Annotated in this window: 8 protein-coding genes and 2 pseudogenes; 3 read left to right on the top strand and 7 right to left on the bottom strand. The window is 37.1% G+C overall.

Going from position 1 to position 6563, the window contains the following annotated elements; genetic code table 11:
• Positions 1-605: 605 nt before the first annotated feature.
• From AACQ81_RS00255 to AACQ81_RS00250, 3 genes are all read left to right on the top strand, one after another.
• Complete coding sequence (locus AACQ81_RS00255) at positions 606-881, top strand: PAAR domain-containing protein (protein WP_237388323.1); 276 nt, start codon at positions 606-608, stop codon at positions 879-881.
• A 103-nt stretch (positions 882-984) separates the two neighbouring features.
• The gene (locus AACQ81_RS19620; protein WP_237388324.1) at positions 985-1113 is read left to right on the top strand and encodes a CPCC family cysteine-rich protein; all 129 of its coding nucleotides are present in this window, start codon (positions 985-987) and stop codon (positions 1111-1113) included.
• A 98-nt stretch (positions 1114-1211) separates the two neighbouring features.
• The gene (locus tag AACQ81_RS00250; protein ID WP_339353331.1) at positions 1212-1676 is read left to right on the top strand and encodes a hypothetical protein; all 465 of its coding nucleotides are present in this window, start codon (positions 1212-1214) and stop codon (positions 1674-1676) included.
• Positions 1677-1828: 152 nt separating this feature from the next.
• On the opposite strand, the gene AACQ81_RS00245 is transcribed toward AACQ81_RS00250, so the two are convergent.
• From AACQ81_RS00245 to AACQ81_RS00215, 7 genes and pseudogenes are all read right to left on the bottom strand, one after another.
• Positions 1829-2752 carry an EAL domain-containing protein gene (locus tag AACQ81_RS00245; RefSeq protein WP_237388321.1) on the bottom strand — a complete coding sequence of 308 codons (924 nt, stop codon included), beginning with the start codon at positions 2750-2752 and terminating at the stop codon, positions 1829-1831.
• 402 nt (positions 2753-3154) lie between these two features.
• The gene (locus AACQ81_RS00240; protein ID WP_237388320.1) at positions 3155-3700 is read right to left on the bottom strand and encodes an OmpA family protein; all 546 of its coding nucleotides are present in this window, start codon (positions 3698-3700) and stop codon (positions 3155-3157) included.
• 9 nt (positions 3701-3709) lie between these two features.
• Positions 3710-4960, bottom strand: coding sequence for a diguanylate cyclase (locus tag AACQ81_RS00235; protein WP_237388319.1), 1251 nt, complete (start codon positions 4958-4960; stop codon positions 3710-3712).
• A gap of 5 nt (positions 4961-4965) precedes the next feature.
• Entirely contained in the window at positions 4966-5562 is a 597-nt protein-coding gene (locus tag AACQ81_RS00230) for a YfiR family protein (protein ID WP_237388318.1), read from the bottom strand.
• Positions 5563-5755: 193 nt separating this feature from the next.
• Positions 5756-6181 carry a poly-beta-1,6-N-acetyl-D-glucosamine biosynthesis protein PgaD gene (gene pgaD, locus AACQ81_RS00225; RefSeq protein ID WP_237388317.1) on the bottom strand — a complete coding sequence of 142 codons (426 nt, stop codon included), beginning with the start codon at positions 6179-6181 and terminating at the stop codon, positions 5756-5758.
• Positions 6181-6444 (bottom strand): annotated as a pseudogene (locus tag AACQ81_RS00220) (poly-beta-1,6 N-acetyl-D-glucosamine synthase); the annotation flags it as partial. The pseudogene AACQ81_RS00220 and the gene pgaD, both read right to left, overlap by 1 nt.
• A 4-nt stretch (positions 6445-6448) precedes the next feature.
• Positions 6449-6563 (bottom strand): annotated as a pseudogene (locus AACQ81_RS00215) (IS630 family transposase); the annotation flags it as partial.

Below are 6563 nucleotides of genomic sequence, written 5' to 3'. Positions count from 1 at the left end.
GGGTTGGATATTCTCTAGCCAGCTATAAATTATTTTTATTCGAAATGGATTGCATTGATTAAGTCATCAATAAGTTCCTACATATTTATTTGGGTCCTTCTCCGTCGAAATCGATAATACGGGCATTTTGCACCGTGATGTCTGCCTAGTTATAGCATCAAAAAATTAGGGTAACAGCGTAACAGAGGTATGCTGCATTCCCGGAAAATAAAGGAAAAACCAGACCGTAAACCACATAATAACCGCCATTACATTACGAAAAAAAATGGTAAAAAAATGGACTCCATACAGTAAAAAAGTCAATTTTTTTTTTAAAAAATAAAAAACAGGATTTTTCTTTTTAAATTAAATTTTATTAGAAAAGTTTTTTTGAAAATATAAAATGAATTTTTCAAATTAATATAAAAGGCTACGAGCCGATATAATCAACATATTATTCTGTATTCTTGCTATTGAAAGAGATTATTTGGGTTGATATTTTCACTAAACAATATGTACAATAAATACACTGCAAAAAGAAATAATTGACTAAAATATTGAGATGTTGAATTCAGACAAGAGCAATTGTTTCACTATAAATTGAATCTAAAACGAGAGGAAATAAAATGGCAAAAGGAAATTTTCTGATAGCCGGGGATAAAACAACGTGCGATGGTGCGATCCTAACAGGAACCAACAACATTAAATTTTATGGTAAGCAAGCAGCAATTGAAGGTTCTACTGTGACTTGTGGCAGATATTCGGGTAAATATGCCATTGTTGGTGGGGTTGGTTCTTTCGTTGATAACGGTACAAAATTAGCAGGGACTTTGGATAGCAGAACAACCTGCCCTTGTAGTGCGGGGCTTATTCACTCTATCCCTGATACTTATCAAAAATAAGTTGAAGTTAAAGGTGATTTTATTAATTTCTCCAATTTAGAGAAATTTAAGCTGATTTATTTTATAGTGAATGTATTAATGTAATATGATGGGTTTTTAATGCATTTGCCCATACTGCAATAATACACCTTTTGAACTTTTAGCAGAATACAATATGTGTCCTATTTGTAAATGGGAAGATAATCCCATTCACCCCAATATCCTGATTATTCTGGAGGTGCTAATTCAATAAGCTTAAATGAGGCCAAAAATGCCTTTAAACAAAGTGGAAAGGTTAAGTTATTTTATGTATTGTTAAATCAGTTTATTAAAAAATCAAAGGTACATAGTATGGAAAGCTATAAAGAGTACACTATGGATAAAGCTGATTTGATATTGCACCCTATTATTGGCGGAGAGTTGGTATTACTTCATTACGTTGGTTTTGCACAAGAAAATAGGTTTGATTTTTTAAGTAAGATAGAAGCTTGTGGTCGGATGGGTGATTCTGCAATATTAAATCTCATTAATTTTAAAAGATACCTTTCCAGCGATATTTTTATCATTAATGAAGATTCCTATACAAAAGATAAAGTTTATATGATGGATATAAATAACATTGATGATTTTGTTGAAGATTATTTCAAGTCTAATTCTAGTTGTTTTTTTGATGGCGATACATTTTTCATATCTCCTTCAAAAAAAGTTCTGATTGAATTTCAACACCATGGTTATGTGTTTTTGCATAAATTACCGATAGTATTGAATGAGCATGGTAAGTCTAAAATATCAAACAAAACATTTTGCAATATTTAACTTCCAACTGATTCATATCCTTTGTATGTCAAGTTGCTGCTTTGTTAGCAACGCTCGTTTATCCCAGTCGCATAGCTATCTTATGTTCTTGGGGATTGATGAGAGGCTCCTGCCTCTCACCAAGGATCAGACTTTGGCTGGGAAAATATCTATTACAACCACTTTTTAACAAATTCGTCTAATGATATGGGATGATTAAAGTAATAGCCTTGCAAATAGTTAACAGAATAGTTCTTTAATTGGTTGAGCTGTTTTTGGTTTTCAATTCCTTCTGCCACAATTTCTAAATGAAGCCGTAAAGCAAGATCAATAATATTTTCAACGATATGCTTTGAAATTCTATCTGTATTCATTTTGCTAACAAAGTTATGTCCAATTTTCACTAAGTTAACGTTAAATTTTTGTAAATAATTGTGATTGGAATAGCCTGTGCCAAAATCGTCCAACGCAATTAATACGCCTAATTCATCCAACTTATTGAATAAACTAATTGTATGCTCGTCTGGTTCCAGTAATTCCCGCTCAGTAATTTCCAAAATCAGCCTGATAGAATCTTTCGGAAATGCTTTAATAAAGTTTTGGCAATCATCTACCAAATGGTCAACTTTATAATGTCTTGCACTGATGTTGAAATTGAAATGGAAGTTTTGAGGCAGTTGATGAGTAATTGGCGCGAAGTATTCTTGTACTTGTCTGATAAGATCCTGAGTTAACGGGATAATTAGATCCAATTTTTCAATTTGTGCGATAAATTTATTTGGTGTTAATAACCCATGAACCGGGTGTTGCCAGCGCACAAGGATTTCACATCCAATTATCTTGTTATTTTTGCTACAAATAATTGGCTGAATGTAAGGGATGAATTGTTTGTTTTTAACTGCTTTTTTCAACCGGTATTCTGGAATTGTAATGGTTCTGGTATGTTTGTAGAAAAATACTGTAGACAAGAAGGTTAGTAGAGATAGTAAAATAAATACACTTTCCAATTCCATATTGGGATGGATATTATTCTGATAATTGGAAAATATTCTCCAGAATATAAAGCCTGTGCTGGCAGTGATGGTGATGAATAACATCACAAATATCCGATACAGAGATCGGGATGATTTCAGATTCAGCCCCATCATTTTTCCTTTTTAATAAAGTGCATTACTCAACAGTAGACCTTTCATTCAGACTAGCAAACTTTTCTTAACTTTTTTGTTACAAGTGATTGTTTGTTACAAATGATAGTTGTGTACAAAAGAGATTCTTTCTTTGAAAAAACAATGTCGGCTATATTACAGGAAGAAATTGGAGACAGGAAATAGATGTAGTGTTATATGACAAAATCTGAGCAAAAAATTCTTAATTTACTGAGATACTCCAGATAAATAGAACATTTTTGCCATCCGTGGCAATAGAGACAAATTATTATGGTACCGTTATGATAATAGCCACCCGTCGATTTTCTGCCCTGCCTTTATACCCAATGGATTTCAAGATGCAGCACGACGGCAAGGGAATGAACCCCCAGGAGCATAGCTAACTATGTGACTGGGGTGAGTGAGCGCAGCCAACAAAGCTGCAACTTGAAAGACGACGGATATAGAACTCTTATTATCAGCAATAGGCTGATTTGACCCTAATCCTCGGGTTGTGAGATTAGTGCGTTGCATCCCGCCTTGTGTCAGGGCATCTGCAACTGTGTTGGCGCGTTTAAGGGATAATTGATCGTTGTAACTCACTTCTCCATAGTTGTCAGTATGGCCATCAAGGCGTGCGTGATGAATGCCGACTCTGGTCAAAACGTTTGACAGTTCTCTGAGTTTATCTTCACCTTCTGGGCGCAAGCGAAATTGGTTATTACCAAACAGTACTTTTTCTGACATGCCAAATAGCCAACCTTCATCTGTTTGTTGAAACCCTTGTTGTTTCAGTGCTGCGATTTGTGCTGCTGTCAGGGTTCCTTTGTTCTGGCAGGCATTGAGAAAAAGGGTTCCAATAAATGCGCAGATAAACATAAAAGAACGTTTTTTACTCATAATGAGTTCCTATGGTAGGTAGTTTAGTTTTGTTGTATTAGCGGCATGCCAACCACCACCTCGTTGTTTGATGTGGTACATGGCTGCATCGGCTTCAGACAGTAGTTGCTCTGCTGTTAACTCTCTGTTGGATAAGGCGATGCCAATACTCAGTGTGATGCGCAGGTGCTGGCCGTTGGGAAGGGAAATAGGAGTGTCCATAGCGTGAATGATATTTTTTGCGACGCATTCGGCATCTTCCGGATTGGCCGAAGGTAATAAGATGGCAAATTCATCCCCGCCAAGCCGGGCAACGGTGTCTATTTTCCTGACCCTTCTTTTTAAAGTGTCGGCGATAGTGACAAGAACGTGATCGCCGGCAGCATGTCCATAGATATCGTTGACGTATTTCAACCGGTTGCTATCAATAAATAATATGGCTGCACTTTCACGCATGAACTTATCATTCATTACCGTTAAAAGAACACGTTCAAATGTTGCCCGATTCGGTAAACCGGTCAGTGAGTCATGTTGTGCCTGCCAGGTTAAAACGGCCTTTTCTGTCTGTAAGTGATGCTGCCATTCTTCCAGTTCTTCGAGAAGATGATTAAAAACCTGACTTAATTCATGTAATTCAGCAATATGTGCTGAGGGTACACGCCGTGAAAATGCGCGTCGTTGTCGGACGTCATGGGCAACAACGGTAATATTTTGCAATGCCCGGACAATGCCATCATGCATACGCAGGGAGAGATAAAGTGAGATCACGGCGCTGAATAGCAGACAAGCAAATAACACCAGCAAAGCCTGATAAATAAACTGGATGATGTGATCGCTGTTGCCAATTAGCCAGACTGAGCCGACTTTTTGGTGATGATAGTAAATGGGAAGGGTAAATGGTTCAGGAAAAAGCCAGCCTTCGACCAACTTTTTGAAGTTGCCCATGCGGGCTTCTTGATTGGATTGCCAGCTTGCTAACACTTGTTGTCTGGCATCAAAGATCTTGGCTTTTGTAAAACCATCATGAACTGCGATCATTTCCAGTATTTCGGTCGCGGCGGTTTTATCCTGAAAAACTACGGCAGCTTGTGCTGTATGGGCGATGGTTGTGGCGATCAGTTTTAGGTTATTTTTGGCATAATCTTGCATAGCAAGTAATGACAATAAAGATAGAAATAACCCCACGACGGATAACGAGATAAATGTGATAACTAAATGGATCCGGTGAAAAACCTGACGCAAAGTAGGGCGCGATGACATCAGTGAATAACGTTTTTTCATACAGATTATTCCACCTTACGCGCTAATTGTAAGACATTCGGATGCACGCGTACGCCACTGCGCACCAGAATATCGAGGTTTAGGCTAAATGTTACTTGCGTGTTATTCATGTTGAGGCAAAATGCACTGCCTATTTCGCAGTGTGGGTTATTTTCAGCAATGGTGAGCAGTGGTTTATTCTTTTTCTGGCTAATGACTTGGTGCTGGAGCAAGGGGTTGATTTGACCGTAGTAAATCACATCACATTTTTCTATCAATTGTTTTACGTTGAAATTCAGGGTTTCTATATGCAATTCTGTTTGATCAGAAATCATATTAATGTGGGTTAAGGGGCTAATGTAATTGGATGGGGGAACCAGACACAAGCGCAGAGCAGCACGTGTAGTAGGCCAGTGTGTATAACTGATGATCCCAGAAACTACCCGAGCAACATTTTCATTGAGTTTTAGCTTTTCATTAGTATCAGGCATAGCCATTACTACTGAATTACCCATCACGATGATTAAGAATAAAGTTGTCAATAACCGTAAAAATAATCTGGAAATAAACTGATTAGAAACAATACGCCTACAAAGATGATGAGTCCGTTCAATCACTTGCATAACGAATTCCAAGTTTTGCCTTTCATATCATGTAAATAATAGTATTGAAATTATTGATAAAGTATGTTCTCAGCTAAAACCTATCTCATTGTGGTGTTACTGATACCGACTGAGATAGGTTATAAAACACATTAATAACTTGATGGAATTATTTGTAATCCTGAATATAATTTACACTGAAATATATTAATTGCTATCTATATGTCGATGATTTTTTATTAATCCCTATTATATGTCCATGATTGTCATAAGTGATACTGGAAACTTTGCTTTGTCTTAAGACACTTAACAATTTTTGTTCCAAAATTAAACTGCTGGCTACTTCTGCATGAGTCAACGAAGCGCGGTGGCGACGGCGTTCTATCTTGAAACGATACTGATTGTATTTTGCCCACCCAATCAGCAAAAGTGCATTAAATATCGCTATGATGATATAAAGCGCTATCAAACCCAGTTCTGAAGTGAATTCCGACGTAAAAAGTTTGGATCCGTTATGGGAGGAATAAAATAATCCCATTGCGAATAAATAAACAAAACCAACCCAAGCCAGAATAGTTAATAAAATATCAATCAGGAGAGGTGATAATTTTTGTTCGGTAAAAATCAACGGATCTTTCATTATTCGATTCTCTCTATTCCCCGATCAGGACTTTCCCAGCGAGCTCGTTTTCTGTGTACTTTGAGCATGACTTTTGGGAAAGATACCAATGTCGTAAACAGATTTAGCATCCAATAAATCATCGGATACCAAATCACCCAAAACAGTGATGAGGCAACGTATTTTTCATAACGTCGTTCAATGATTAAACTGACGGTAAATTGGATCAGGCAGGTAGCTGCCAGTACTAATCCCGTATATCCGGGTGGAAATAATGTATATACCAATCTAACTTGAAGATGCAGGTTTTAAAATCTGAAAGTTGTCAGTCAGTCGAGTCGTGAGTTCTTTCGCTTTTTCTGGCAAAGTGGTATGAAAAAAGTGGCGAAGGGTTTCACGGAAT

The organism is Xenorhabdus sp. Sc-CR9, assembly GCF_963897815.1.
Classification (GTDB): domain Bacteria; phylum Pseudomonadota; class Gammaproteobacteria; order Enterobacterales; family Enterobacteriaceae; genus Xenorhabdus.
This window is presented reverse-complemented; position numbering and strand designations above follow the sequence as displayed.